The sequence below is a fragment of the Streptomyces sp. NPDC001108 genome (assembly GCF_053598535.1).
On the sequence record NZ_JBSFKL010000004.1, the window covers coordinates 125,840 to 150,399 of the forward strand.

At 72.9% G+C, this 24,560-nt stretch carries 22 protein-coding genes; 13 read left to right on the forward strand and 9 right to left on the reverse strand.

What is annotated here, in order from left to right:
• Nucleotides 1-56: 56 nt before the first annotated feature.
• The 4 genes from ACWC97_RS12055 (at nucleotide 57) to fabF (ending at nucleotide 3,670) form a co-directional block, all read left to right on the forward strand.
• Nucleotides 57-971, forward strand: coding sequence for an ACP S-malonyltransferase (locus ACWC97_RS12055; RefSeq protein WP_450648957.1), 915 nt, complete (start codon nucleotides 57-59; stop codon nucleotides 969-971).
• Nucleotides 972-983: 12 nt separating this feature from the next.
• On the forward strand, nucleotides 984-2,015 hold the full coding sequence (locus ACWC97_RS12060; protein ID WP_450648959.1) for a beta-ketoacyl-ACP synthase 3: 1,032 nt from the start codon (nucleotides 984-986) through the stop codon (nucleotides 2,013-2,015).
• A 63-nt stretch (nucleotides 2,016-2,078) separates the two neighbouring features.
• Nucleotides 2,079-2,327, forward strand: coding sequence for an acyl carrier protein (locus tag ACWC97_RS12065; RefSeq protein ID WP_352275134.1), 249 nt, complete (start codon nucleotides 2,079-2,081; stop codon nucleotides 2,325-2,327).
• Between the two features lie 77 nt (nucleotides 2,328-2,404).
• On the forward strand, nucleotides 2,405-3,670 hold the full coding sequence (fabF, locus tag ACWC97_RS12070) for a beta-ketoacyl-ACP synthase II (protein WP_352275135.1): 1,266 nt from the start codon (nucleotides 2,405-2,407) through the stop codon (nucleotides 3,668-3,670).
• Nucleotides 3,671-3,767: 97 nt separating this feature from the next.
• Here the strand turns inward: fabF and ACWC97_RS12075 are convergent, their stop codons facing one another.
• Nucleotides 3,768-4,262 (reverse strand): DUF3145 domain-containing protein, encoded by a 495-nt coding sequence (locus ACWC97_RS12075; protein ID WP_450648962.1) that lies wholly within the window; start codon nucleotides 4,260-4,262, stop codon nucleotides 3,768-3,770.
• 350 nt (nucleotides 4,263-4,612) lie between these two features.
• Between ACWC97_RS12075 and ACWC97_RS12080 the strand changes: the two genes are divergently transcribed.
• Together ACWC97_RS12080 and ACWC97_RS12085 are read left to right on the forward strand one after the other, a co-directional pair.
• A complete protein-coding gene (locus ACWC97_RS12080) occupies nucleotides 4,613-5,572 on the forward strand; it encodes an SGNH/GDSL hydrolase family protein (RefSeq protein WP_450648964.1) in 960 nt (319 codons plus the stop codon).
• An 11-nt stretch (nucleotides 5,573-5,583) separates the two neighbouring features.
• On the forward strand, nucleotides 5,584-6,588 hold the full coding sequence (locus ACWC97_RS12085; RefSeq protein WP_450648965.1) for an aldose epimerase family protein: 1,005 nt from the start codon (nucleotides 5,584-5,586) through the stop codon (nucleotides 6,586-6,588).
• Nucleotides 6,589-6,594: 6 nt separating this feature from the next.
• Here ACWC97_RS12085 and ACWC97_RS12090 read toward each other — a convergent pair whose 3' ends face one another.
• Nucleotides 6,595-9,075 (reverse strand): glycoside hydrolase family 3 protein, encoded by a 2,481-nt coding sequence (locus ACWC97_RS12090; protein WP_450648967.1) that lies wholly within the window; start codon nucleotides 9,073-9,075, stop codon nucleotides 6,595-6,597.
• 170 nt (nucleotides 9,076-9,245) lie between these two features.
• Between ACWC97_RS12090 and ACWC97_RS12095 the strand changes: the two genes are divergently transcribed.
• Entirely contained in the window at nucleotides 9,246-9,890 is a 645-nt protein-coding gene (locus ACWC97_RS12095) for a TetR/AcrR family transcriptional regulator (RefSeq protein ID WP_450648969.1), read from the forward strand.
• Between the two features lie 120 nt (nucleotides 9,891-10,010).
• A complete protein-coding gene (locus tag ACWC97_RS12100; RefSeq protein WP_352275142.1) occupies nucleotides 10,011-11,960 on the forward strand; it encodes a flavin monoamine oxidase family protein in 1,950 nt (649 codons plus the stop codon).
• A 91-nt stretch (nucleotides 11,961-12,051) separates the two neighbouring features.
• Here the strand turns inward: ACWC97_RS12100 and ACWC97_RS12105 are convergent, their stop codons facing one another.
• The 3 genes from ACWC97_RS12105 to ACWC97_RS12115 all read right to left on the reverse strand — a co-directional run bounded on the left by ACWC97_RS12105 (nucleotide 12,052) and on the right by ACWC97_RS12115 (nucleotide 14,456).
• Nucleotides 12,052-12,840: an EI24 domain-containing protein gene (locus ACWC97_RS12105; protein WP_352275144.1), complete on the reverse strand. Its 789-nt coding sequence runs from the start codon at nucleotides 12,838-12,840 to the stop codon at nucleotides 12,052-12,054.
• 88 nt (nucleotides 12,841-12,928) lie between these two features.
• Nucleotides 12,929-13,360 carry an organic hydroperoxide resistance protein gene (locus ACWC97_RS12110; RefSeq protein WP_352275146.1) on the reverse strand — a complete coding sequence of 144 codons (432 nt, stop codon included), beginning with the start codon at nucleotides 13,358-13,360 and terminating at the stop codon, nucleotides 12,929-12,931.
• A gap of 76 nt (nucleotides 13,361-13,436) precedes the next feature.
• The gene (locus tag ACWC97_RS12115; protein ID WP_352275148.1) at nucleotides 13,437-14,456 is read right to left on the reverse strand and encodes an NADP-dependent oxidoreductase; all 1,020 of its coding nucleotides are present in this window, start codon (nucleotides 14,454-14,456) and stop codon (nucleotides 13,437-13,439) included.
• 141 nt (nucleotides 14,457-14,597) lie between these two features.
• On the opposite strand from ACWC97_RS12115, the gene ACWC97_RS12120 reads away from it, so the two are divergent.
• Nucleotides 14,598-15,041: a MarR family winged helix-turn-helix transcriptional regulator gene (locus ACWC97_RS12120; RefSeq protein ID WP_352275150.1), complete on the forward strand. Its 444-nt coding sequence runs from the start codon at nucleotides 14,598-14,600 to the stop codon at nucleotides 15,039-15,041.
• 128 nt (nucleotides 15,042-15,169) lie between these two features.
• Nucleotides 15,170-16,207 (forward strand): rod shape-determining protein, encoded by a 1,038-nt coding sequence (locus tag ACWC97_RS12125; protein WP_352275151.1) that lies wholly within the window; start codon nucleotides 15,170-15,172, stop codon nucleotides 16,205-16,207.
• A gap of 18 nt (nucleotides 16,208-16,225) precedes the next feature.
• Here ACWC97_RS12125 and ACWC97_RS12130 read toward each other — a convergent pair whose 3' ends face one another.
• On the reverse strand, nucleotides 16,226-16,657 hold the full coding sequence (locus ACWC97_RS12130; RefSeq protein ID WP_352275152.1) for an Lrp/AsnC family transcriptional regulator: 432 nt from the start codon (nucleotides 16,655-16,657) through the stop codon (nucleotides 16,226-16,228).
• 125 nt (nucleotides 16,658-16,782) lie between these two features.
• Here ACWC97_RS12130 and ACWC97_RS12135 point away from each other — a divergent pair, with 125 nt between their 5' ends.
• From ACWC97_RS12135 to ACWC97_RS12145, 3 genes are read left to right on the forward strand one after another with little or no spacing between them, the layout of a single operon-like run.
• Nucleotides 16,783-17,991: an MFS transporter gene (locus tag ACWC97_RS12135; RefSeq protein ID WP_450648973.1), complete on the forward strand. Its 1,209-nt coding sequence runs from the start codon at nucleotides 16,783-16,785 to the stop codon at nucleotides 17,989-17,991.
• A gap of 22 nt (nucleotides 17,992-18,013) precedes the next feature.
• Nucleotides 18,014-19,471, forward strand: coding sequence for an acyl-CoA synthetase (locus tag ACWC97_RS12140; RefSeq protein WP_352275155.1), 1,458 nt, complete (start codon nucleotides 18,014-18,016; stop codon nucleotides 19,469-19,471).
• On the forward strand, nucleotides 19,464-20,810 hold the full coding sequence (locus ACWC97_RS12145; protein WP_450648975.1) for a carboxyl transferase domain-containing protein: 1,347 nt from the start codon (nucleotides 19,464-19,466) through the stop codon (nucleotides 20,808-20,810). Before ACWC97_RS12140 ends, ACWC97_RS12145 begins: the two co-directional genes overlap by 8 nt.
• A 46-nt stretch (nucleotides 20,811-20,856) precedes the next feature.
• Here ACWC97_RS12145 and ACWC97_RS12150 read toward each other — a convergent pair whose 3' ends face one another.
• From ACWC97_RS12150 to ACWC97_RS12160, 3 genes are all read right to left on the reverse strand, one after another.
• Nucleotides 20,857-22,125, reverse strand: coding sequence for an MFS transporter (locus ACWC97_RS12150; RefSeq protein WP_352275157.1), 1,269 nt, complete (start codon nucleotides 22,123-22,125; stop codon nucleotides 20,857-20,859).
• 93 nt (nucleotides 22,126-22,218) lie between these two features.
• Complete coding sequence (locus tag ACWC97_RS12155) at nucleotides 22,219-24,102, reverse strand: ABC transporter ATP-binding protein (RefSeq protein WP_352275159.1); 1,884 nt, start codon at nucleotides 24,100-24,102, stop codon at nucleotides 22,219-22,221.
• A 124-nt stretch (nucleotides 24,103-24,226) separates the two neighbouring features.
• Nucleotides 24,227-24,409 carry a hypothetical protein gene (locus ACWC97_RS12160; RefSeq protein ID WP_352275161.1) on the reverse strand — a complete coding sequence of 61 codons (183 nt, stop codon included), beginning with the start codon at nucleotides 24,407-24,409 and terminating at the stop codon, nucleotides 24,227-24,229.
• Nucleotides 24,410-24,560 lie beyond the last annotated feature (151 nt).

Here is a 24,560-nt window from a genome sequence, read left to right on the forward strand (position 1 = left end):
TTCTTCGTCCCTGTCCCCACGGGTCTTCGGAACCGTTCACAAGAGAGAGTGTGAGGGTGCTCGTACTCGTCGCTCCTGGCCAAGGCGCTCAGACGCCCGGCTTCCTGACCCCCTGGCTCGACCTCCCCGGTGCCGCGGACCGCGTCGCGGCCTGGTCGGACGCCATCGGGCTCGATCTCGTCCACTACGGCACCGAGGCCGACGCGGAGGCGATCCGTGACACCTCGGTGGCGCAGCCGCTGCTGGTCGCCGCGGGGCTGCTGTCCGCCGCCGCGCTCGGCGCGTCGCCGGCCGTCGTCGCGGGCCACAGCGTGGGTGAGATCACCGCCGCCGCCCTCGCCGGGGTCATCGGCGAGGAGGACGCCCTCCGCCTCGTCCGTACCCGCGGGCTCGCGATGGCCGACGCCGCCGCGGTCACCGAGACCGGCATGGCCGCCCTGCTGGGCGGTGACCCCGACACCTCGGTCGTGCACCTGGAGAAGCTGGGGCTGACCCCGGCCAACGTCAACGGCGCCGGCCAGATCGTGGCCGCGGGCACCGCCGAGCAGATCGCCGCGCTGGTCGCCGCCCCGCCGGAGGGGGTGCGACGGGTGGTCCCGCTCAAGGTCGCCGGCGCCTTCCACACGCACCACATGGCCCCCGCCGTCGAGCGGCTGCGCGAGGCCGCCGCGGCGCTGACCCCCGCCGACCCGGCCGTGACGTACGTGTCGAACGCCGACGGCAAGGCCGTCGCCACCGGTGACGAGGTCCTCTCGCGGCTGGTCGGCCAGGTCGCCAACCCGGTCCGCTGGGACCTGTGCATGGAGACCTTCAAGGAGTTGGGTGTCACGGCGCTCGTCGAGGCGTGCCCCGGCGGCACGCTCACGGGGCTCGCGAAGCGCGCGCTGCCCGGTGTGAAGACGGTCGCGCTCAAGACCCCCGACGACCTCGACGCGGCCCGTGCTCTCATCGCCGAGCACGCGGGCGCCTAAGGAGCGAGAGAGATGTCGAAGATCAAGCCCAGCCAGGGCGCCCCGTACGCACGGATCATGGGGGTCGGCGGCTACCGGCCGACCCGGGTCGTGCCCAACGAGGTGATCCTCGAAACGATCGACTCGTCCGACGAGTGGATCCGCTCGCGTTCGGGCATCGCCACCCGCCACTGGGCCTCCGAGGAGGAGACCGTGGCCGCGATGTCCGTGGAGGCGTCCGGCAAGGCCATCGCGGACGCCGGGATCTCGCCCGAGCAGATCGGTGCCGTGATCGTCTCCACCGTCTCGCACTTCAAGCAGACCCCGGCCATCGCGACCGAGATCGCCCACCTGGTCGGCGCGGGCAAGCCCGCCGCCTTCGACATCTCGGCCGGCTGCGCGGGCTTCGGCTACGGGCTGACCCTCGCCAAGGGCATGATCGTCGAGGGTTCGGCGGAGTACGTGCTGGTCATAGGCGTGGAACGGTTGAGCGACCTCACCGACAAGTCGGACCGTGCGACGGCCTTCCTGTTCGGCGACGGCGCCGGAGCGGTCGTCGTCGGCCCCTCCAAGGTGCCGGCCATCGGCCCGACCGTCTGGGGCTCCGAGGGCGACAAGTCCGAGACCATCAAGCAGACCGTCGCCTGGGACGCGTTCCGTTCCGGCGACGGGTTCCAGCTGCCGCTGGACGCCGAGGGGAACGTCAAGTTCCCGGCCATCACGCAGGAGGGCCAGGCGGTCTTCCGCTGGGCCGTCTTCGAGATGGCGAAGGTCGCCCAGCAGGCGCTGGACGCGGCAGGGATCGCCCCGCAGGACCTGGACGTCTTCATCCCGCACCAGGCCAACATGCGGATCATCGACTCGATGGTGAAGACCCTGAAGCTGCCGGAGAACGTGGTCGTCGCCCGCGACGTGGAGACCACCGGCAACACCTCCGCCGCCTCGATCCCGCTCGCCATGGAGCGGCTTCTGGCGACCGGTCAGGCGAAGAGCGGCGACACCGCTCTCGTCATCGGCTTCGGGGCGGGTCTCGTCTACGCCGCGACGGTCGTTACCCTCCCCTAGGCACACCGGGCCGTTCGGTCCCACCAGCCTCAACCTGCTACTAAACCTCTAAGGAGCGTCAAAATGGCTCACACCCAGGATCAGATCGTCGAGGGCCTCGCCGACATCGTCAACGAGATCGCCGGCATCCCGACCGAGGACGTCAAGCTGGACAAGTCCTTCACCGACGACCTGGACGTCGACTCGCTGTCCATGGTCGAGGTCGTCGTCGCCGCCGAGGAGCGCTTCGACGTGAAGATCCCCGACGAGGACGTCAAGAACCTCAAGACGGTCGGCGACGCCGCCGACTACATCCTGAAGCACCAGGCCTGATCCGGCCTGCCCCTGTGTCGCCACCCGGCGGTGGCGCCGCTGATTCACGACCCTCTACACGTGGAGAAGATTTTCCAGTGAACTCGACCAATCGCACCGTGGTCGTCACCGGTATCGGCGCAACCACTCCGCTGGGTGGCGACTCGGCGTCGACCTGGGAAGGTCTGATGGCCGGTCGTTCCGGTGTCAGGCCCCTCGAGGGCGAACGTTTCGCCGAGCTGCCCGTCCGGATCGCGGCCCGCGCGGCCGTCGACCCGGGCGACGTACTGCCCCGTCCGCTCGCCCGCAAGCTGGACCGCTCGGCGCAGTTCGCGCTGATCGCGGCCCGCGAGGCGTGGAACGACGCCGGTTACACCGGCCGGGCCGGCGACGAGGACGAGAAGGTCCGGCCCGAGCGGCTGGGCGCGGTCATCGCCTCCGGCATCGGCGGTGTGACCACCCTGCTCGACCAGTACGACGTGCTCAAGGAGAAGGGCGTACGCCGCGTCTCCCCGCACACCGTTCCCATGCTCATGCCCAACAGCCCGGCGGCCAACGTCGGCCTGGAGGTCAACGCCCGCGCCGGTGTGCACACGCCGGTCTCGGCCTGCGCCTCGGGCGCCGAGGCGATCGGGTACGCGGTCGAGATGATCCGCACCGGCCGCGCCGACGTGGTCCTCGCCGGTGGCACCGAGGCGGCGATCCACCCGCTGCCCATCGTCGCGTTCGCCAACATGATGGCGATGTCCAAGAACAACGAGGAGCCCCAGAAGGCCTCCCGCCCGTACGACACCGGCCGTGACGGCTTCGTCCTCGGCGAGGGTGCCGGGGTCGTGGTCCTGGAGTCCGCGGAGCACGCCGCCGCGCGCGGCGCCAAGGTCTACTGCGAGGTGCTGGGCCAGGGCCTCTCCGCCGACGCCCACCACATCGCGCAGCCCGAGCCGACCGGCCGGGGCATCGCCGCCGCGCTGGAGGACCTGCTGGACCACTCGGACCTCAAGCCGTCCGAGGTCGTGCACCTCAACGCGCACGCCACCTCGACCCCGCAGGGCGACATCGCCGAGGTGAAGGCGCTGCGCAAGGTCCTGGGCGACGACCTCGACCACGTCGCGATCTCGGCCACGAAGTCGATGACCGGTCACCTCCTCGGCGGCGCGGGCGGCATCGAGACCGTCGCGACGGTGCTGGCGCTGGTCAACCGGATGGCCCCGCCGACGATCAACGTCGACCAGCTCGACGAGGACGTGGACGCGGACATCGTGCGCGACACGCCCCGGGCGCTGCCGCAGGGCTCGATCGCCGCGATCAACAACTCGTTCGGCTTCGGCGGCCACAACGTGGTGCTGGCCTTCCGCAGCGTCTGACCCGCCTCGCGGTCCGGTTCCCCCGGCCCGCGCACCGGCACACGGCCGAGGCCCGCCTTCCCCGCGCGTGGGGAGGCGGGCCTCGGCCGTGTCGTGCTCAGACCACCTGGTGGAGCCAGCGGACCGGGGCGCCCTCGCCCGCATGCCGGAAGGACTCCAGCTCGTCGTCCCAGGGCTTGCCGAGCAGCTTGGCGATCTCGGCCGCCAGATCGCTCTCGCCCTGCTTCGAGCGGGCCAGCGCGGCCCGCAACCGGTCCTCGGGCACCAGGATGTCGCCGTGGACCCCGGTGACGGCATGGAAGATGCCCAGGCCCGGCGTGGAGCTGTAGCGCTCGCCCTCCGCCGCGGCGCTCGGCTCGGCCGTCACCTCGAAGCGCAGCATGTCCCAGCCCCGCAGCGCGGAGGCCAGCTTGGACGCCGTGCCGGCGCGGCCCTGCCAGGAGAACTCGGACCGCCAGGTGCCGGGCGCGGCGGGCTGTCTGATCCAGTCGAGCTGGACCCGGACGCCGAGAACACCCCCGACCGCCCATTCGACGTGGGGGCAGAGCGCGCGCGGTGCGGAGTGAACGTACAGAACTCCACGTGTCGTCACCGGGACCTCCAGTGTGGAACGAAGTTCGTCTTCTCCTGCGGCCTCGCGTCCGAACCGTCGATTATCGGCCGGATCCCGAGGTTGTCATCAGTAAACAGCATCGGGGTGAAGCTCCTGAAAAAGGACAGTATGTGACGTGGTGTGATTTCCGGAAAGCCACTCAAGTGGAGCCGAGTGGGGGACAGCGCCGCCGGTCCGACGAGGAAAAGCTACCGCGCGGCGGGGGCCCCGGTGTGACGTACGGTCGGTCCTGGGCCCTTCCTTCGCTCAGCTTTCACCCGCCAGGGCGTCGGGGCCTTCCGACCGGTGCCACCAGGGGTTGCCGGGGGCATAACCGAGGGGACCACGGCATGCAGGACCGCTCTTCCCGCCACCGTCCGCACAGCGCCGCCGCCCGTCCGCACACCGCTGCCGCCCGTCCGCGTACCGCCGCCGGCCGTCCCCGTGCCGCCGCGGCCCTGCTGGCGGCGGCCTGTCTGCTCGGTACGGCGGCGCTGGCCGGTTGCGACTCCGGTGCGGAGAGCACGACGAAGGGGGCCGCCGCCCGGCCCGCACCGGTCTGGGACCGGAAGCCGGGGTCGGTGGCCGCGGTGGGCGACTCCATCACCCGGGGCTTCGACGCCTGCTCGGTGCTGGCGGACTGCCCGGAGGTCTCCTGGGCGACCGGCACCGACGGCGAGGTGCGCAGCCTGGCGGTGCGGCTGCTCGGCGGTACCAAGGCCGCCTCGCAGAGCTGGAACCACGCCCGGACGGGGGCCCGGATGGCTCAGCTGCCGGAGCAGATGGCGCTGGCCGCGCAGGAGAGGCCCGATCTGGTGACGGTGATGATCGGCGCCAACGACGCCTGCCGGGACTCCGTCCGGCACATGACCCCGGTGGCCGATTTCCGCAGCTCGTTCGAGGCGTCGATGCGGCAGCTGCGGGCCGGTGCGCCCAAGGCGCAGGTGTACGTGTCGAGCGTGCCGGACCTCAAGCGGCTCTGGTCGACGGGGCGCGACAACGCGCTGGGCAAGCAGATCTGGAAGCTGGGGATCTGCCCGTCGATGCTGGGCGACGCCGACGACCTGGGCCCGGAGGCGACGGCCCGGCGCGCGGAGGTGCGGGAGCGGGTGGTGGCGTACAACGAGGTGCTCCGGGACGTCTGCGGGAAGGACCGGCTCTGCCGCTACGACGGCGGCGCGGTCTTCGACTACCCGTTCACCGGCCGGCAGCTCAGCCGGTGGGACTGGTTCCATCCGGGGCGCGACGGGCAGGCCCGGCTGGCGGAGATCGCCTACCGCAACGTCACCGCCGCCCGGCCTCCCGCATAAGCTTGCGGATCATGATCACGGGTTCGGGTTCGGGTACGGCGGTACGGGCGGACGGTTTCGGCACTCTCGCGGACGGCACCCCGGTGCACCGCTGGACGCTGGAGCGGGACGGCACGCGGGTGCGGGTGCTGACGTACGGCGGGATCGTCCAGTCGGTCGAGGTGCCGGACCGGGACGGGGCGCGGGCGGAGATCGCGCTCGGGCTGCCGGACCTGGACGGGTACCGGACGTTCACCGGCCCGTACTTCGGCGCGCTGGTCGGGCGGTACGCGAACCGGATCGGCGGGGCCCGCTTCGAGCTGGACGGGCGGACGTACCGGCTGACGCCGAACGAGGGGCGCAACCAGGTGCACGGCGGGAGCGTCGGCTTCGACAAGCGCGTCTGGCGGGCCGACGAGGTGGCGGACGGTGTCGAGCTGTCGCTGTTCTCCGAGGACGGCGAGGAGGGCTTCCCGGGCCGCCTGGCGGTGCGTGCCGCGTACACCCTGGAGGCGGGCGGGGCGCTGCGGATCACCTATCGGGCGACGACCGACGCGCCGACCGTGCTGAACCTGACGAACCACACGTACTGGAACCTGGCGGGTGCGGGCGGCGGCAGCGCGCTGGGCCAGGTGCTGCGGATCGCGGCCGGGCGGATCACCCCGGTGGACGCCGAGTCGCTGCCGACCGGTGAGCTGCTGCCGGTGGCCGGGACCCGGTTCGACTTCCGCGAGCCGGTGCCGGTCGGTGCGGGCTACGACCACAACTTCGTGCTGGACGCGCCGGGCGCGGGTCCGGCGGCCGAGCTGTACGACGCGGGCTCGGGGCGGGTGCTGACGGTGACGACGACGGAGCCGGGGCTCCAGCTCTACACGGCGGACCACTTCGACGGGCGCCCGTTCGGCCCGTGCGCCGGGGTCGCGCTGGAGACCCAGCACTTCCCGGACTCCCCGAACCGGCCGGAGTTCCCGAGCACGGTGCTCCGGCCGGGCGAGGAGTCCGTCTCGACGACGGTGTACGGCTTCTCGGTGCGCTGAGGCCCGTTACGCGCCGATCTCCACGGCCGCCGTCAGGCGTACGTCGGCGAGCGAGCGGGCCGCCTGGACCTCGTAGCCGCCGGGCAGCCGGGTCCAGCCGTACGCGTCCTCGTCCCAGATCTCGTAGCCGCGCGGGTCCAGGGCGATCGTCACCTCGGTGCTCTCGCCGGGTGCCGCCTCGGCGCGGGCGAAGCCGACGAGCCTGCGGGCCGGGCGGTCCGCGGTGTCCTGGCGGGGCGCCAGGTAGATCTGGACGGTCTCGGCGCCCGGCCGGGTGCCGGTGTTGCGGACGCGCACGGTGGCCGTGTCCGGGCCCGCGGTGAGGTTCTCGTACGCCCAGGTGGTGTAGCCGAGTCCGTGGCCGAACGGGTAGGCGGGCGTGGCGCCGGCCTTCTCCCAGGCCCGGTAGCCGACGAATACGCCCTCGTCGTAAGGGAGTCGGCCGCCGGTGGGGGTGGTGTTCGCGACCGGTACGTCGGCGAGGGCGACCGGCCAGGTGGTGGGGAGCCGGCCGCCCGGTTCGGCGGCGCCGAGCAGGACGTCGGCCAGCGCGTGTCCCGCCTCCTGCCCCGGGAACCAGGCGAGCAGCACGGCGGCGACCTCCTCGCGCCACGGAAGCTCCACCGGGGAACCGGAGTTGACGATCACCACGGTGTTCGGGTTGGCGGCGGCGACGGCGTGGACCAGTTCGTCCTGGTGGCCGGGGAGGCGGAGGTCGGTGCGGTCGAAGCCCTCGGACTCGACGCGTTCGGTGGTGCCGACGACGACGATCGCGGTGTCGGCGGCGCGGGCCGACTCCACGGCCTCGGCGATCAGTTCGGCCGGGTCGCGGCGCGGGCCGAGGTGGCAGAGGGCGAACGAGACGCCCAGGACGGGCGCGTCGTCGCCGAGGGTCTCGGGGAGCTGGCGCAGCGAGACCTCGACGGGCTCGCCGGCGATGAGGGTGATCCGGCCGCGCTCCAGCGGGTTGCCGAAGAACGCCTCGCCGGGGTCGGCGGAGACGACCCGGTGCACCTCGTCGTACAGGGTCTCGCCCGCGACGGTGAGGGTGAGCGCGCCGGTGCCCCGGGTGCCGAAGACGTGCTCGCCGCTGTCGCGCGGGACGAAGGTTCCGGTGATCTCGACGCTGTGCAGGGCGGCTCGGGTGACGCCTTCGGGGAGGTCGTCGCCGATCCACTGGACCGTGCCGCCGGGCAGCGGGGCGGAGCCGATGACGGCGCCGGTCGCGTCGCGGCAGACGGCGCGCAGCTCGAAGCCCTGGTCGGCGGGGGTGAGTTCGGTGTTGGGGTCGGCGCCGACGCGGTAGTCGACGGTGCCTTCGGGGAGGGCGGCGCGCAGGCCGTCGAGCGGGGTGACGACATGGTCGGGGAAGACCTGGGCGGAGCCGCCGCCGAGGACCCGGGCGTCGCGGGCGAGGGCCCCGCTGACCGCGACGGTGCGGACGGCCGCCGGGTCGACGGGGAGGGCGGGGCGCCCGTCGCGCGTCTCGTTGCGCACCAGGACGAAGGAGCGGCGGGCGATCTCGCGGGCCAGCGCGTCGCCGTCGGTCTCCGCCGGGAGGTCGGCCGGGGCGACGGCGGGCGGGGCGCCGTCCAGGAGGCCGACGCGGGCGGCCAGCCGCAGCACGTTGCGGACGGCGCCGTCGACGACGGGCTCCGCCGCCTCTCCGGCCCGTACCGCCTCGGCGAGGGCCTTGCCGTACACCGTCTTCGGGCCGGGCATGGCGATGTCGAGGCCGCCGTTGGCGGTGGCGGCGGTGGAGCGGGCGGCCAGCCAGTCGGAGACGACGCAGCCGTCGAAGCCCCATTCGCCGCGCAGCACCGTGTTCAGCAGGTAGTGGTGCTCGGTCATGGTGGTGCCGTTGACCCGGTTGTAGGCGGCCATGATGCCCCACGGGTGGGCGCCTGCGACGATCCGCTCGAAGGGCGCGAGGTAGATCTCCCGCAGGGTCCGCGGGGCGACGACGTTGTCCACGGTGAAGCGGTCCGTCTCGGCGTCGTTGGCGACGTAGTGCTTGACGGTGGTGCCGACCCCGCCGTCCTGCACCCCGCGCACATAGCCGGTGCCGATCTCGCCGGTGAGGTACGGGTCCTCGCTGTACGTCTCGAAGTGGCGCCCGCCGAGCGGGGACCGGTGGAGGTTCACGGTCGGGGCGAGGAGGACGTGGACGCCCTTGCGGCGGGCCTCCTGGGCGAGCAGCCGGCCGGCGCGGCGGGCCAGGGCGGGGTCCCAGGTGGCGGCCAGCGCGGTCGGTGAGGGCAGGGCCACGGACGGGTCGTCGGCGCTCCAGGCGACGCCCCGGACGCCGATCGGCCCGTCGGACATCACCAGCGGGCCGAGCCCCACGGCGGGCAGTGCGGGCAGCGACCACATGTCCTGACCGGCCAGCAGCCGCGCCTTGTCGTCGAGGCCCAGCGCGGCGAGCGCCGCTTCGACCGCCGCCTCGCGGAGCTCGTCGGGGTGGGTGGGTGTGGGCGCGTCTGCCACGGCCGTACCTCCGCGTCGGATTCTGTGCTGTCGGATTCGGTTGCTGTGTGCCGACTCCATACTGACCCCGGACCAGGTAGGCCAGTAGGTTTCGTTACCTTTATGTTATTTACGGGGATGACGTACGGTCCCCGTACGGGGGTGGACGAGCGCCGAGAGGGGCCGGGGCGATGGTGCGGGGCAGAAGTACGGAGCGGCGGGCGGAGATCGTCCGGGCGGCGCTGGAGGTGATCGCCGAGCGGGGCTACCGGGGCGCCTCGCTGAGCGCCGTCGCCGAGCGGGTCGGCCTCAGCCAGCAGGGGCTGCTGCACTACTTCCCCACCAAGGACGCGCTGCTGCTCGCCGTGCTGGCGGAGCGCGACCAGTGGGACCCCGGCGCCTCCTCCCGGAGCGACGGCGTCTGGCCGGTCGAGCTGCTGGCCTCGCTGGTGGAGTACAACGCGATGCGGCCCGGCATCGTCCAGACCTTCTCGGCACTGCTGGGCGAGAGCGTGACGGAGGGCCATCCGGCGCGGGAGTTCTTCACCCGCCGCTACACACAGGTCCGGGCGAGCATGGCGGCGATCCTGCGCGCGGAGTACGGCGAGCGACTGCCGGGCGGGCTGACCCCGGAGCGCGCGGCCCCGCTGCTGGTCGCGGTGCTGGACGGGCTCCAGTACCAGTGGCTGCTGGACCCGGAGTCGGTGGACATGCCCGCGGCCTTCGAGGACTTCCTGACGCTGCTGCGGACACCGGGGGCAACAACGGGGCCGGGTAGGGCAAATGCCCCAACTCCCCCTCCGGAAGCCGGAGTTCCGGAGAACCGCTCATCATGACACCCGCCGCGGGGCGGTGGGGACGGGATGCCCGAACCCCCGCCACCTGCGGGTGATTCGGGGCCGGTCTACGCGCGTCCGGGCGTCGGGCACCCCGGCGGGCGCCCCAAGGTTGACCGCATGACTTCCACGCCCGCAGGCCCGTCATCCGGCCTGACCTCCCGCCGTACCCTGCTCTCGGGCGCCACCGCCGGTGCCGCCGCGCTGGCCGTGACCGCCGCCACCGGCCCCGGCACCGCGCACGCCGCCACCGGCACCGCTGCGGACACCGCGCCGCTCGCCGCCGCGGCCGCCGGTTCGGACTGGGAGACCTGCCTCTCCGTCGCCCGCGCCATCCTCGTACGCGACGCCCAGGACCGGCCGTTGGTGCCGCGCTACCGCGAGATCCTGCTCTCCAAGGGGCTGCCGCGCGGCCGCCGGGCCCCCAAGAAGGTGCTGATCGTCGGGGCGGGCCCGGCCGGGCTCACCGCCGCCCATCTGCTCCACCGCGCCGGGCACACCGTCACCGTCATCGAGGCCAACGGCAACCGCGTCGGCGGCCGGATCAAGACCTTCCGCCGGGGCGGCCACGAGCGCGCCGAGGCACCGTTCGCCGACCCGAAGCAGTACGCCGAGGCCGGCGCGATGCGCATCCCCGACAGTCATCCGCTGGTCACCGGGCTGATGGACGGGTTCGGCCTGAAGCGCCGCCCCTTCCACCTGGTGGACGTCGACGCCCACGGCCGCCCGGTCAACCACACCTGGCTGCACGTCAACGGCGTCCGGATGCGCAAGGCCGAGTACGCGAAGAACCCCCGGAAGGTGAACCGTACGTTCGGCGTGCCCGCCTCGTTCGAGGACAAGCCCGCCGCGCAGATCGTGCGGGAGGCGTTCGCCCCGGTGCGCAGGGAGTTCGAGGGCAAGGAGGGCCGGGAGCTCGTCGAGGGCTGGGCACGGGTCGTCCAGCGGTACGGGCACTGGTCGATGTTCCGCTTCCTGACCGAGGCGGCCAAGCTCGACGAGCGCACGATCGACCTGATCGGCTCGGTCGAGAACATGACCTCCCGGCTCCACCTCTCCTTCGTGCACAGCTTCATCGGCGCCTCCCTGATCAGCCCGGACACCTCCTTCTTCGAGCTGCCCGGCGGCACCGGCGTCCTCGCCGACGCGATGTACGAGCGGGTCAAGGGCCTGGTGAAGCTGGACCGCCGGGTCACCCGGATCAGCCACGGCGAGCACGGCGTGGAGGTCGAGACGGTCTCCGAGGGCCGCGACGGCAAGCCGCTGGTCCGCCAGACCTTCCGCGGCGACCGGGCCATCATCACCGTGCCGTTCTCCGGGCTGCGCCACATCCCCGTCGCGCCCGCGCTCTCGTACGGCAAGCGGCGGGCGATCACCGAGGTCCACTACGACGCGGCGACCAAGGTGCTGCTCGAATTCAGCCGCCGCTGGTGGGAGTTCGAGGAGAAGGACTGGAAGCGGGAGCTGGACCGGATCAGGCCCGGCCTGTACGACGCCTACCGGCAGGGCAGGGCACCGGCCGACGGCTCGCTGCTGGGCGCCCACCCCTCCGTCCCGAACGGTCATCTGCCCGCCGGTCAGCGGGTGCACTACGCGGCGCACCGGACCGTCGCCCGCGACCAGCCCGAGGCGGCCCGGGTGATCGGCGGCGGCTCGGTCACCGACAACGCCAACCGGTTCATGTACCAGCCCTCGCACCCGGTGGAGGGCAGCGCGGGCGGCGTCCTGCTCGCCTCGTACAGCTGGGCCGACGACGCCCTGAAGTGGGACTCGCTCGACGACGACGAGCGCTACCCGCTCACCCTGGCCGGGGTGCAGGACGTGTACGGGCAGCGGGTCGAGGTGTTCTACACCGGCGTCGGCGCCACCCAGTCGTGGATGCGCGACCCGTACGCGTACGGGGAGGCGTCGGTGCTGCTGCCCGGCCAGCACACCGAACTCCTCGCCCATGTACGCGCGGTGGAGGGTCCGCTGCACTTCGCGGGCGACCACACCTCGGTCAAGCCGGCCTGGATCGAGGGGGCGCTGGAGTCGGCGGTCCGCTCGGCCCTGGAGGTGCACGGCGCCTGACCGGGACGGGCCGCCCGCCTTACCGCCGGGACGGCCCGTGGGCCGGCGGCCCGTCGTACCACCACGACCGGGCCGCCGCTCCCGTGGGCGGTCAGCCCTTGTCGAGGGTGTACGGGGCGGGGTCGCCGTCCCCGTCCCCGCTCTCCGGGGCCGTCAGGTCGCGGGCGAGCAGGGTGGCACCGGCGACGGCTCCCGGCATCAGGAACACGGCGACGAACGGCACCAGGAAGGCCAGCCCCAGCGGTACGCCGAAGCCCAGGGTCAGCATCCGCCGCCCCCGCAGCAGGGCGAGCCGGTCCCGCAGCACCATGCCGCGGCGCTGGAGCGCGACGGCGGTCAGCTCCTCGGTGAGGAAGTAGCCCGTGACGCAGAAGCCGAGGACGGGTATCACCGTCTGGCCGAGCACCGGGACGAAACCGAGGGCGAAGAGCAGAAGCGAGTAGAGCCCCACCCGCACCAGGATGCGGAGGCTGTCCCGGGCGGAGATCCACAGCTCCCGCCAGAGCGGCAGCCCGGACTCGGGGACCTCGCCGCCCTCCGTGCGGTCGACCTGCTCGGAGAGCGACTCGTAGAAGGGCTGGCCGACCAGCAGGGTCACCGCGGTGAAGGTGATCACGGCGAGGAAGAGGCCGAGGCCGAAGACCAGCACGGTCAGGGTGGTGCGGAAGACGCCGAGCCAGGGCGAGGACCAGCCGTCGGCGAACGGCGTCGCCCAGTCCACCAGGTCGTCGGCGCCGTAGCCGAGGCCGACGAGGGCCGCCGCGTACAGCGCCAGGGTGATCAGCCCGGGCAGCAGCCCGAAGCCGAACCACCGTCCGTGCCGGCCGACCCAGCGCTGCCCCTGTATCAAGTAGCCGAAGCCCGCCCCTAGATCACGCATGGCGTCAGCGTACTGGCGGTGCCGCACAGCCCGAGGGCCGCACCCCGGTACGGGGTGCGGCCCTCAAAAACGCCGCGAGCGTGGGTGGTCAGGAAGCGACCGACAGCTCGACCGCGATGTTGCCCCGGGTGGCGTTCGAGTACGGGCAGACCTGGTGGGCCTTCTCGACGAGCGCCTGCGCGGTGGCGGTGTCGACGTTCGGGATGGTGGCGCGGATCGCGACCGACAACCCGAAGCCGCCCTCGGCGGTCTTGCCGATGGAGACCTCGGCGGTCACGGTGGAACCGGAGATGTCCGCCTTCTCCTGACGGGCCACCACGCCCAGCGCGCCCTGGAAGCAGGCGCTGTAGCCGGCGGCGAAGAGCTGCTCCGGGTTGGTGCCGGCACCGCTGCCGCCCATGCTCTTCGGCGGGTTGACGACGACGTCGAGGTTGCCGTCGTCGGACGAGACCCGGCCGTCGCGGCCGTTCTCGGCGGTGGCGACGGCGGTGTAGAGGACGTTGATGTCCTGAATGGTCATGCTGAGGATTCCTCCTGCTGTGCGCCGCGACTCGCGCCCACGATCGCGACGGCCTGGGATGACAATAATGCCTGCGTCAGGCGAGGGAGACGATCATCTTCCCGGTGTTCTCGCCGCGGAGCAGGCCGAGGAAGGCGTCGAAGCCGTTCTCGATGCCCTCGACGACGGTCTCGCGGTACTTCAGCTCGCCCGAGGCCAGCCAGCCCGCCACGTCCTTCACGAACTGCGGCTGGAGCGCGGCGTGGTCGCCGACGAGCATGCCCTGGATGCGCAGCCGCTTGCCGATGACGAGCGCGAGGTTGCGCGGGCCGGGGGTCGGTTCGGTCGCGTTGTACTGGGCGATCATTCCGCAGACGGTGACCCGGCCGTGCACGTTGAGCGCGGAGATCGCCGCTTCGAGGTGCTCGCCGCCGACGTTGTCGAAGTAGACGTCGATGCCCTCGGGGGCGGCGGCGCGGAGCTGCTCGACGACCGGGCCGTCGTGGTAGTTGAAGGCCGCGTCGAAGCCGTACTCCTCGACGAGGAGCTTGACCTTCTCGTCGGAGCCGGCCGAGCCGATGACCCGCGAGGCGCCCTTGATCCGGGCCATCTGGCCGACCTGGCTGCCGACCGCCCCGGCCGCGCCGGAGACGAAGACCGCGTCGCCCTCCTTGAAGGACGCGACGTCGAAGAGGCCCGCGTAGGCGGTGAGCCCGGTCATCCCGAGGACTCCGAGGTAGGCGGAGAGCGGGGCGACGGCCGGGTCGACCTTCACCGCGTGCTGGGCGGGGACCTCGGCGTACTCCCGCCAGCCGAGGCCGTGCAGGACGTGGTCGCCGACCGCGATGCCCTCGGCGTTCGACGCGACGACCTCGCCGACCGCGCCGCCGTCCATCGGGTGGTCGAGCTTGAACGGCGGGGTGTACGACTTCACGTCGTTCATCCGGCCCCGCATGTACGGATCGACCGAGAAGTACCGGTTGCGGACCAGGACCCGGCCCTCGCGGGGGGCCGTCACCGGCGCCTCGCGCAGCGCGAGGTCCTCGGCCTTCGGCCAGCCGTGCGGTCGGGCGACGAGGTGCCATTCACGGCCGGACGTGGGAAGTGTTGCTGACATGGGCTCGGGCTCTCCTCGGGGTCCTGGGTGTCCTGCGGGGCGGGGGATCGCCCCGGGCGCCGGACGGAATTACTTCAGATCGTGAAACAACAATGTGCATGAATATTTCACCTTGTCAAGCAACCGGCTATCCTGGGTGTCATGGCACTCCCCCGTACAGACCCGCTGACCCTTGAGGTCGTCGAGCTCATCGGCACCGTCGTGGCGCGCTACTACGAGGAGTACGACCAGGCGGCCGCCGCCCACTCGCTCACCGGCGCGCAGGCCCGGGTGCTCGGGCTGCTCGCCGTGGAGCCGATGCCGATGCGCCGGATCGCCCGGAAGCTGAAGTGCGAGCCGTCGAACGTGACGGGCATCGTCGACCGGCTGGAGGTGCGCGGCCTGGTGGAGCGGCGGCCCGATCCGGCCGACCGGCGGGTGAAGCTGGCCGCGCCGACGGAGCTGGGCACGCGGACGGCGCGGGAGCTGCGCGATTCGCTGACCTTCGCCCGGGAGCCGCTGGCCGAGCTGTCGGAGGCGGAGCGGACGGTGCTGCGGGACCTGCTGCGCCGGATGCTGGGCGAGGCAGGGCCGGACATTCCCTGAGGGCACCCCCGGCCGACGGGGTCCCCTCCTACGGCTCAGCCCAGCGCGCGGCGCGCCCCCGGGCGGCGCACGATGCGAAGGTACCGGCGGCCGCCGGTACCTCCGCCCGCGCCCCCGGGAGATCTGCCGTGGCCGTCAGTCTTGAGCAGTTGCGCCGTTGCCATGTCGCCGTCGACCTCGGAGCGGCCCGGACCCGGGTGTACGTCAAGGGGCTCGGGCTGGTCGTCGACGAGCCGAGCGCCGCCGCGGTGAACACCCGTACCGGATCGCTCATCGCCGTCGGCACCTTCGCCGAGCAGATGACGGGCCGCACCCCCGACTACATCAAGGTGACCCGGCCGGTCACCGGCGGGACCGTCATCGACATCGAGATGGCCCAGCGCATGCTGCGCCACCTCCTCGGCGACAAGCTCCGCCGCCAGTTGCGCCGCAAGCCCCGGCTCCGGGCCGCCGCCTGCACCCCGCACGGCAGCGATCCGCTCGCCCAGCGGGCCACCGTGGAGACGATGGTCGGGATCGGCGCCCGCCGGGTCGAGCTGGTGGACACCCTGATCGCGGCGGCGGTCGGCTGCGGGCTGCCGGTCGAGCAGCCGACCGCCACCATGATCATGGTGTGCGGGGCGGCGACCACTCAGATCGCGGTGCTCTCGCTCGGCTCGATCGTGAGCGCGGTGCGCATCCCGGTCGGCGGCGACGCCATCGACCACGCGGTCATCCAGCATCTGCGCCAGCACCACGAGCTGATGCTGCCGAGCCAGTCCGTGCGCCCGCTCCAACTGGCGCTCAACGACAGCGGGCTGACCTCGGAGGGACCCGCCACCACCGAGATCCACGGCCGGGACGTGGCGACCGGGCTGGCCCGCTCGGTGCGGGTCGACACCGCCGCCGTGCGGCAGGCCATCCACGCCCCGCTCACCAATGTGCTGGACGGGCTCGGCAAGATCCTCCGCGAGTGCCCGCCCGACCTGGTGGCCGACCTGGTGGACTGCGGGATCATGATGGTCGGCGGGAGCGCGCTGCTGCCCGGCCTCGACCAGATGCTGCGGAACGCGACGGGGCTGCCGGTGCGCATCGCCGAGCGGCCGGACACCTGCGCGGTGATGGGGCTCGGCGCCATGCTGGACGGGGAGATCGAGCCGATGGTCCTCGACCCGCTCGGCTGCTGAGGACAGGCGCCCCGGCGGTCATCTGGCGGGCGCGGCCCGGAGCGCGACCCTGGTGTTGGAGTGGGCCACCCCCGCCTCCCGCTTGAGCCGGCGCAGCAGCCCGTCCAGGGCCGCGGTGTCGGCGACGGCGGCCCGTACGAGGTAGTCGTGGGCGCCGGTCACATGGACCACCTCGGTGATGCCGGGCAGGGCGAGCACCGCCCGTTCGAAGGTCTCGTTGGTCGTGTCGATCCGCAGGGACACGTCGATGAAGACGACGAGCCCGGTGCGGGTGTCGGCGGCCGGGTCGATGATCACGGTGAAGCCCCGGATCACCCCGTCGCGACGGAGCCGACGCACCCGGTCGGCCGCCGCGTTGGCGCTGAGCCCGACCCGTTCGCCCAGGTCCCGGTACGAGATCCGGGCGTCCTCCTGGAGGATGCCGAGGATGTCCCTGTCCAGACGGTCCATACTGCGATTGTCGCAGCTTTGTCCGCTGTATGGGTGTCTGAAGTCATTCGTCACTCCTGGTTCGACATCACTCGCCCGGCGTATTCCGGCGCGCCGCCGGGAGGGGGCCGCCCTTGACTTGAGGGGTGGACACAACGGTCAAGCAGTCCCCGGCCGCGGTCGACGCGCCGTCCTCGGCCGCGTACCGCAATCTCGTGATGGCCACGATCGGGTTCGGGCTCACCTTCTGGGCCTGGAACCTGATCGCGCCGCTGTCGGGCGACTACAAGGAGCGGCTGGGGCTGACCTCGTTCGAGCAGTCGCTGCTGGTGGCGGTGCCGGTGCTGGTCGGTTCGCTGGGCCGGATCCCGGCGGGCGCGTTCACCGACAAGTACGGCGCCCGGCTGATGTTCCCGCTGGTCTCGGCGCTCACCGTCGTGCCGGTGCTGCTGCTGATCCCGGCACGGGACTCGTACGGCGCGATGCTCGTGGTGGGCTTTCTGCTGGGGCTGGGCGGCACCACGTTCGCGATCGGCATCCCGCTGGTCAACTCGTGGTTCCCGCCCGCCAAACGCGGTCTCGCGCTCGGCGTCTTCGGCATGGGCATGGGCGGGGTGGCGCTCTCCGGGTACTTCACCCCGCGGATCGCGGAGCACGGGAGGAACCTGCCGTACCTGGTGGTCGCGGCGGCGCTCGTGGTGTACGCGGCGCTGGCCGCCGCGCTGGTCAGCGACCGGCCGGGCCGCCCGGTGCCGACCGAGTCACCGGTCCGCCGGCTGGGCCGCGCCGGACGGCTCCGGGTCACCTGGGAACTGTCCGCGCTGTACGCGATCGGCTTCGGCGGAATCGTCGCGTTCGGCGTGTACCTGCCCACGTATCTGAAGACCTGGTACGACCTGTCGCCCACCGACGCCGGGACGAAGGCCGCCGGGTTCGCCCTGGTCACCGTCGTCTTCCGGCCGATCGGCGGCTGGCTCTCGGACCGCGTCCACCCGGCCGTGGTCACGGCGGCGGCGCTCGGCCTGGCCGCCCTGATGGCGATCGTCCAGGCATTCGACCCGCCACTGAACCCGGTCGGCACGATCGCGCTGCTCTGCATGGCCGCGGGCCTCGGCACCTCCAGCGGCAGCATCTTCGCCCTGGTGTCACAGGTCACACCGCAGGCACAGGTGGGCAGCGTGACCGGGATCGTCGGCGCGATGGGCGGCCTGGGCGGCTTCGTGCCACCGCTGGTGATGGGGGCGATCTACAGCGCCCAGGGCTCGTACTCGATCGGCTTCATGCTCCTGTCGGACCTGGCGCTCGCGGGCTGCGTGTACGCGTACGGCCGCATGCGGGGGCTGCGCGGGGAGTAGGGCCTTCCGTAGGGTGCGGAGAGTGACGCATCCTCTTCTGTCCGTACCGGACGACGGTTCGCGCCGGGAAGCCCTCCGGTTCGGCGAACACAGCCTGACCTACGACGCGTTGGCCGCCGCCTCGGGCGCGCTCGCCGCCCGGATCTCCGGGGCGGGGCGGGTCGCCGTCTGGGCCACCCCGACGCCCTCGACGGTGGTCGCCGTGGTGGCCGCGCTCCGGGCCGGGGTGCCCGCGGTGCCGCTCAACCCCCGTACGGGTACGCGCGAGCTGGCCCACATCGTGGCGGACAGCGGACCGGCCGTGGTGCTGGCCGGGGCGGGCGACGTCCTCCCGCCGCCGCTCGACGCGCTGGACCGGATCGACGCCGACCCGGCCGGGACGGGCGGCCCCGCCGCGTTCCCCGAGCCCGGCCCCGAGTCCCCCGCCCTGGTCGTCTACACCTCGGGCACCACCGGCCCGCCGAAGGGCGCGGTGCTGCCCCGCCGGGCGGTCGCCGCCTCGCTCGACGCGCTGGCGGACGCCTGGGAGTGGACCGGGGACGACGTGCTCGTCCACGCCCTGCCGCTCTTCCACGTCCACGGCCTGGTCCTCGGGGTGCTCGGGCCGCTGCGCCGGGGCGGCTCGGTGCGGCACCTGGGCCGGTTCTCCACCGAGGGGGTGGCCCGGGAGCTGTCGTCCGGCGGGACCATGCTGTTCGGCGTGCCGACGATGTACCACCGGCTGGCGGAGGCCCTGGAGGGCTCCGGCCCCGAGGCGGCCGGGCTGGCGAAGGCGCTGGCCGGGGCCCGGCTGCTGGTGTCCGGCTCGGCGGCGCTGCCGGTCCACGACCACGAGCGGATCGCGGCGGCGACCGGGCGCCGGGTCATCGAGCGGTACGGCATGACGGAGACCCTGATGAACACCGGCGTACGGGCCGACGGCGAGCCGCGCCCCGGCACCGTCGGCGCCCCGCTGCGCGGGGTGGAGCTCCGGCTGACCGAGGAGGACGGCACCGTCCTCACCGGCACCGGTCCCGAGGTCATCGGCGAGATCCAGGTGCGCGGGCCGAACCTGTTCACCGGCTATCTGAACCGCCCCGACGCCACCGCCGCCGCGTTCACCGGCGACGGCTGGTTCCGCACCGGCGACATGGCGACCCGGGACCCCGACGGCTATGTACGGATCGTCGGCCGCAAGGCCACCGACCTGATCAAGAGCGGCGGTTACAAGATCGGCGCCGGGGAGATCGAGAACGCGCTGCTGGACCACCCCGGGGTCCGCGAGGCCGCCGTCACGGGTGAGCCGGACCCCGACCTGGGCGAGCGGATCGTCGCCTGGGTGGTCCCCGCCGACCCGGCCGCGCCCCCGTCCGAGCAGGAGCTGGCCGACCATGTCGCCGCCCAGCTCGCCCCGCACAAGCGCCCGCGCACCGTCCGCCACCTGGACGCGCTGCCCCGCAACGACCTCGGCAAGATCATGAAGCGGGCGCTCCATGGCTGACCGGCAGAGCGCGCGGGCGGCGATCGCGGCCCTCACCACGGAGTTCGAGGAGCTCACCGAGGCCCCGCCCGGTGACACGACGGCCGGGGACGACGGGCCGCTCGCCTGGGCCGGGTACGCGGACTCCCGGGCCCGCGCCATCGCCCGGACCGGCGAGCGGGAGTCCGTCGTCCACGGCCTCGCCTCGGTCGGCGGCCACGGCTGCGTGCTGGTCTCGTTCGAGTTCGGCTTCCTGGGCGGTTCGCTGGGGCAGCGCACCGGGGACCGGCTGGTGGCCGCGTACGAGGCGGCCCGCAGGCGCGCGCTGCCGCTGGTCTCGCTGATCGCGACGGGCGGCAGCCGGATGCAGGAGGGCATGGTCGCGCTGACCCAGCTCCAGCGGGTGGCCCACGCCTCCGCGCGGCTGAGGGCGGCGGGGCCGGCGCAGATCGCCGTTCTCCGCGACCCGACGACGGGCGGCGGCTGGGCCACCCTGGGGGCGGGCGCCGATGTGGTGCTGGCGCTGCCGGGCGCCCAGGTCGGCTTCGCCGGTTCCCGGGTGCGGCCGCCGGACGCGGACCCCGCCGCGTACACGGCCGAGGGCCAGTGGGCGGCGGGGCAGGTGGACGCGGTCGTGGCCCCGGACGGGCTGCCGGGGACGGTGGGCCGCTGGCTGCGGGCGCTGCGGCTGCCGGACACCCCGCCGGACCCGGCCCCGGTGCCGCGGGCGCTGTCGGCGGCGGGCCTTCCGGAGACCGGCTGGGACGCGGTGCGGCAGGCCCGCTCGCTGTCCCGGCCGCGCGCCGAGGCGTATCTGGACGACTACTTCGCGGACCGGCTGCCGCTCGTCGGCGACCGCTGCGGGGGTACGGATCCGGGGCTGCTCGCCGGTTTCGGCTGGCGGGAGGGCCGGTCGGTCGCGTACGTCGCCCAGTGCGGCACCGCGACCCGCCCGGCCGGGTACCGCACGGCGGCCCGGGTGATCCGGCTGGCGGACCGGCTCGGGCTGCCCGTGCTGACCCTGGTCGACACCCCGGGCGCAGCCAACGACGCGGCGGCGGAACGGGCGGGCGCGGGCGCCGCGATCGCCGACGCCTTCGCGGCGGTGGCGGCGGCCCGGGTGCCGCTCACCACCCTGGTGATCGGCGAGGGCGGCTCGGGCGGCGCACTGGCCCTCGCGGCCCCGGGGAACACCCATGTCACCCCGGACAGCTACTTCTCGGTGATCGCCCCGGAGCTGGCGGCGGCCATCCTGAAGCGCGCCCCGGACCAGGTGCGGGCCACCGCCGACCAGTTGCGGCTGCGCCCGCAGGACCTGGTGGAGCTGGGCTTCGCCCGGTCGGTGGTCGGGCCGGAGTGACCGGGGCCGGGACCGTGCCCGGGGCCGTGTCCGGGGCGGTCCCCGGTCACGGCTGCGGGTCGCGGGCGTCGTAGCGGGCGAAGCCGCGCCAGCGCAGCGCCAGCAGGCAGACGGCGACGACGCAGGCGATCCCGCCACCGGTCACCGCCAGGCCGGGCGAGGTCAGATCGGAGACCGAGCCCGAGAAGAAGTCGCCGAGCCGGGGCCCGCCCGCGACGACGACGATGAACACGCCCTGGAGCCGTCCGCGCATCTCGTCGGGGACGGCCGCCTGGAGCATGGTGTTGCGGAAGACCATCGAGATGGTGTCCGCGCAGCCCGCGAGCGCCAGGAAGAGCAGCCCGAGCCAGAGCTGCCGGGTCAGCCCGAAGACCGCGATGGCCGCGCCCCAGCAGGCGACGGCGACCAGGACGGCCAGGCCGTGCCGCCGTACCCGTCCCAGCCAGCCGGAGAACACGCCGCCGAGCAGCGCCCCGAACGCCGGGGCGGCGACCAGCAGGCCGGTGGTCCTCGCGTCGCCCCCGTACCAGACGACGGCGACGACCGGGAACAGGGCCTTGGGCTGGGCGAGCACCATGGCGCACAGGTCGGTGAAGAAGGTCATCCGCAGGTTGGAACGTTTCGCCAGGAAGCGCAGCCCGTCCGCGACGGACGCCCGTTTGGCGGGCCCGCTCGCCTCCCCCCGGTCCGGCAGCATGGCGGGCAGCCGCCACATCGCGTAGAGGGCGGCGGTGAAGGTGACGGCGTCGACGGTGTACGCGGCCCGGTAGCCCCACCAGCCGACGATGACCCCGCCGAGCATCGGCCCGACCAGGTTGCCGGTGGTGCTGGTCATGGAGGAGAGCGCGTTGGCGGCGGGCAGCTGCTCGGCCGGGAGCAGCCGGGCGATCATCGAGCTGCGGGCCGGGGAGTTGACCGCGAAGCAGGCCGCCTGGAGGGCGACGAGCGCGTACAGCAGCCCGACCTGCTCCACCTCGGCGACGGTGAGGGAGACCAGGGCGAGGGAGAGCAGGAACGAGCCGAAGGCGCTGGCCAGGCCCAGTTTGCGCCGGTCGAGGGTGTCGGCGACGGCCCCGCCGTACAGGCCGAAGACCACCAGCGGCAGGAACGAGCAGAAGCCGATGAGCCCGACCGAGAAGGCGGAGCCGGTGATGTCGTAGACCTGGAGCGACACGGCGAGGGAGGTCATCCCCTGCCCGATCCAGGAGACCGTGTTCCCGAACCAGAGGCGCCGGTAGTCCGGCGAAGTACGCAAAGGGGTCAGATCGGCGAATATGCGGCGCCGGGCGGCGGGTTCCTCGGTCGTTTCGGTCACAGCGGATGGTAACGACCGGCCCCGGACGGACCAACCGGGTATCCCGCCGACGGGCCGCCGGGGCGCGCCCGGCCATGGCCCGCCGGACGTGTTCTACGGTCGGTCGATGCCGGTGGTCCGCACGGCCCGGTGGACGGTGCCGTTGTACCGCGAGTGCCCCTTGCGCTCGAAGAGGGTGGCGTAGAGGCCGCTGCGGTCGAGGAGTTGGGTGTGGGTACCGGATTCCACGAGCCGCCCCTCGTCCAAGACGAGGATGCGGTCGGCGTCGGCGGCCAGGGCCAGGTCGTGGGTGATCACGATGGTGGTGCGGCCCTTGGCCAGTCGGCGCAGGGGTTCGAGGATGCGCTCGGCGGCCAGCCGGTCCAGTCCGGTGGTGGGCTCGTCGAGGATGAGGACGGGGGCGTCGCGCAGCATGGCGCGGGCGATGGCGATCCGCTGCAACTGGCCGCCGGAGAGCCGGGAGGTGCCCGTGGATATGACGGTGTCATATCCCTCCGGAAGGAGCTCGATGAACTCGTGCGCGTCCGCCGCCCGGGCGGCCCGCACCACGTCGTCGTGGCTGGATCCGGGGCTGCCGCAGCCGATGTTCTCCTCGATGGTGTCGTGCAGGACGAGGGTGTCCTGCGGCAACAGCGTGACGTTGCGGCGGAGATACGTCAGCGGCAGCCGGTCGAGGGAGACCCCGTCCAGCAGGACGCTGCCCGTGTCCGGGTCGTAGAAGCGCAGCATCAGGGCGGCCAGGGTCGACTTGCCCGCACCGCTGGGGCCGGTGAGGACCAGCAGTTCCCCGGGGCTCGCGGTGAACGACAGGTCCTGGAGCACCTGCTCGTCGCTGCCCGGGTAGTGGAAGGACACCCTGCGGGCCTCCACCTCGCCGAAAGCCCGCTCGTTCGCCGGCTCGGGGACGGAGCCGGCCGGGTCGGTGACGGCGGGGTCGGCGTCGAGGATCTCCAGCAGGCGCTCGGCGCCGGCGGTCGCGGCGGTGGCCGTCAGCCCGAGGGTGCCGAGCTGGCGGATCGGCGGGTAGAGGTAGCCGATGAAGGCGGCGAAGGCCAGCAGTTGGCCGAGGGTCATCCGGCCGGCCGAGATCTCCCACGCCCCGAGGCCGATGATGGTGAGGACGCAGATCGTTTCGAGGACCTCGATGAACTGCGCGTAGAACTCGGTGAGCCGGACCGCCCTCACCGCGGCCCGCAACCGGGTCCACGCCTTGCTCCGCAGCCGCTCCTCCTCGGCCTCCTGCCGGTTGTACGCCTGGGTCATGACGACGTTGACCAGCGTCTCCTCGACCACCGCCGTGATGGCGCCGTCCGCGGCGCGACCGCGCCGGGAGACCGCGCGCAGCGGCCCGGCGAACCGGCGGGTGACGAAGAGGAGGACCGGGACCATGACGAAGGTGGCCAGGGCCAGGTCCCAGCGCAGCCAGAGGGCGGCCGCCGCGTAGAAGGCGGTACCGAAGAGCGCCGAGGCCGCGCCGACGATGCCGGAGACCACCAGCGCCTCGATGGCCTCCACGTCGCCGGTGAGCCGCTCCACCAGGTCGCCCCGGCGGTTGCGCTGGAAGAAGTGGGGCGGAAGGTTCTGGAGGTGGCCGAACACCCGGGCCCGCAGCCGGAGCACGAAGCGCTCGGCGGTCCAGGCCGCCAGCGAACTGCCCAGATACCCCAGCACGGCACCGGCGACCGCGACCGCGAGCCACTGACCGGCCGGCCGCCAGAACGCGCTGACGTCCCCGCTCGTGAGCGCCTTGTCGGTGAGTTGGGCGAAGAGCAGGACGGTGGCGGTCTCGGCCAGTGCGGCCAGGATCGCGCAGATGAAGACGATGACGAGCCAGCGCCGATCGCCCTTGGTCAGCGGCCAGAAGCGCCGGAAGGAGGCGAGGATGCTGACCGGGTCGGTACGGATCGGGACGTCGGTCACGGGGTCGGCCGGTTCGTCGAAACCGTCGGAACTCGCGAGCGGGCTACGGAAACGCATGGGCATCACACCATGGGGGAGCCGTCGTCACGGATGTCGCACGTCAGGGGAACGGGCCCAAAAATCGAGGCGGACCCGCGCGAGTCGCGCGAGCCTGCCTCTTTGTTCGGGTCAGAGCGAAGGGTCAGCAACCCCAGCGACGCCCGCGACCGAACCGGCCGTAGCCGAAGTCGCCGTAGTCGCCGTAGTCGCCGAAGCCACGTCCGCGGCCGTATCCGCCGCGTCCGTAACCACCGCGGCCGCCGTATCCACCGCGTCCGCCGTGGCCGCCCCTGTCTCTGCGGTCGAAGATGCTACGAACCTTCATCTTCGCCTCCTCCGGAGGTATTGAAGTCGCCGCTCCTTGCTCTTGCTGCGGCACTTTCGACACTACGTCCGCCCTCTGAGGCCAACAAGTCGTAGAAGCCGTAATCAAGGATTAATAGCAACAAATCCCCTTAATTCTCCGCAGCGTTGCC

What these genes read in the sequence shown, in the direction of transcription:
- ACWC97_RS12095 (WP_450648969.1), top strand. Translation starts at nt 9,246, where the DNA reads ATGGTGCGGGGCAGAAGTACGGAGCGGCGGGCGGAGATCGTCCGGGCG.
- ACWC97_RS12115 (WP_352275148.1), bottom strand. Translation starts at nt 14,456, where the DNA reads ATGTCAGCAACACTTCCCACGTCCGGCCGTGAATGGCACCTCGTCGCC.
- ACWC97_RS12130 (WP_352275152.1), bottom strand. Translation starts at nt 16,657, where the DNA reads ATGGACCGTCTGGACAGGGACATCCTCGGCATCCTCCAGGAGGACGCC.
- ACWC97_RS12060 (WP_450648959.1), top strand. Translation starts at nt 984, where the DNA reads ATGTCGAAGATCAAGCCCAGCCAGGGCGCCCCGTACGCACGGATCATG.
- ACWC97_RS12085 (WP_450648965.1), top strand. Translation starts at nt 5,584, where the DNA reads ATGATCACGGGTTCGGGTTCGGGTACGGCGGTACGGGCGGACGGTTTC.
- ACWC97_RS12160 (WP_352275161.1), bottom strand. Translation starts at nt 24,409, where the DNA reads ATGAAGGTTCGTAGCATCTTCGACCGCAGAGACAGGGGCGGCCACGGC.
- ACWC97_RS12145 (WP_450648975.1), top strand. Translation starts at nt 19,464, where the DNA reads ATGGCTGACCGGCAGAGCGCGCGGGCGGCGATCGCGGCCCTCACCACG.
- ACWC97_RS12065 (WP_352275134.1), top strand. Translation starts at nt 2,079, where the DNA reads ATGGCTCACACCCAGGATCAGATCGTCGAGGGCCTCGCCGACATCGTC.
- ACWC97_RS12120 (WP_352275150.1), top strand. Translation starts at nt 14,598, where the DNA reads ATGGCACTCCCCCGTACAGACCCGCTGACCCTTGAGGTCGTCGAGCTC.
- ACWC97_RS12105 (WP_352275144.1), bottom strand. Translation starts at nt 12,840, where the DNA reads ATGCGTGATCTAGGGGCGGGCTTCGGCTACTTGATACAGGGGCAGCGC.
- ACWC97_RS12155 (WP_352275159.1), bottom strand. Translation starts at nt 24,102, where the DNA reads ATGCGTTTCCGTAGCCCGCTCGCGAGTTCCGACGGTTTCGACGAACCG.
- ACWC97_RS12100 (WP_352275142.1), top strand. Translation starts at nt 10,011, where the DNA reads ATGACTTCCACGCCCGCAGGCCCGTCATCCGGCCTGACCTCCCGCCGT.
- ACWC97_RS12110 (WP_352275146.1), bottom strand. Translation starts at nt 13,360, where the DNA reads ATGACCATTCAGGACATCAACGTCCTCTACACCGCCGTCGCCACCGCC.
- ACWC97_RS12080 (WP_450648964.1), top strand. Translation starts at nt 4,613, where the DNA reads ATGCAGGACCGCTCTTCCCGCCACCGTCCGCACAGCGCCGCCGCCCGT.